1 protein-coding gene and 1 pseudogene are annotated in these 1,033 nt (G+C 42.8%); both read left to right on the plus strand.

Translation table 11 applies throughout. The annotated features are described in order from the left end of the window. Positions 1–675: hypothetical protein (locus A5877_RS17445; protein WP_303393842.1), on the plus strand; the 675-nt coding region annotated here is incomplete at its 5' end. A gap of 105 nt (positions 676–780) precedes the next feature. Continuing rightward, positions 781–1,033 (plus strand): annotated as a pseudogene (locus A5877_RS17450) (hypothetical protein); the annotation flags it as partial.

A 1,033-nucleotide genomic window follows, 5' to 3' on the forward strand; every position in this document is an offset into this window, starting at 1 on the left:
CCGCTAAAGCTTGCTGAATCACTCGCACTTAAGGATGCCGAAATACTTGTACTCAATGATGATGAATCACTGATCGACGTGCTCGTACTTATGGACTCACTGTTGCTTACACTTGTGCTGCCACTAAAGCTTGCTGAATCACTCGCACTTAGAGATGTCGAAATGCTTGTGCTCAATGATGATGAATCACTGATTGATGTGCTTGTACTTATCGACTCACTGTTACTGATGCTTGTACTTACAGACAATGAATCGCTGATCGACGTGCTTGTACTTATCGACTCACTATTACTTACGCTTGTGCTGCCACTAAAGCTTGCAGAATCACTCGCACTTAGAGATGTCGAAACACTTGTACTCAATGATGATGAATCACTGATTGATGTGCTCAGGCTTGTTGATTCACTGTTACTAATGCTTGTACTTACAGATAATGAATCGCTGATCGACGTGCTCGTACTTGTGGAATCACTGTTGCTTAGACTTGTGCTGCCACTAAAGCTTGTAGAATCGCTCGCACTTAATGATGTCGAAATGCTTGCACTTTGTGATGATGAGTCACTGATCGATGTGCTCAAGCTTGTCGACTCACTAACGCTTGTAGATGATGATTCGCTCACTGACGTACTTGAACTTGTGGACTCACTGTTGCTTACGCTTGTGCTGCCACTGTAACTTGCGGAATCACTCGCACTTAGGGATGCTGAAATACTTGTACTCAATGATAGTGAATCACTGATCGACGTACTTGTACTTGTTGACTCACTATTACTTACACTTGTGCTACCACTAAAGCTTGCTGAATCACTCGCACTTAGAGATGTCGAAACACTTGTACTCAATGATGATGAATCACTGTTCGATGTGCTGTTGCTTGTTGATTCACTAATGCTTGTAGATGTTGATTCGCTCGATGACGTACTTGCGCTTGTGGAATCACTGTTACTTACACTTGTACTGCCGCTAAAGCTTGCTGAATCACTCGCACTTAGAGATGTCGAAATACTTGTGCTCAATGATGATGAATCACTGA

The sequence above is a fragment of the Enterococcus sp. 3C7_DIV0644 genome (assembly GCF_002141235.1).
GTDB lineage: Bacteria > Bacillota > Bacilli > Lactobacillales > Enterococcaceae > Enterococcus_D > Enterococcus_D entomosocium.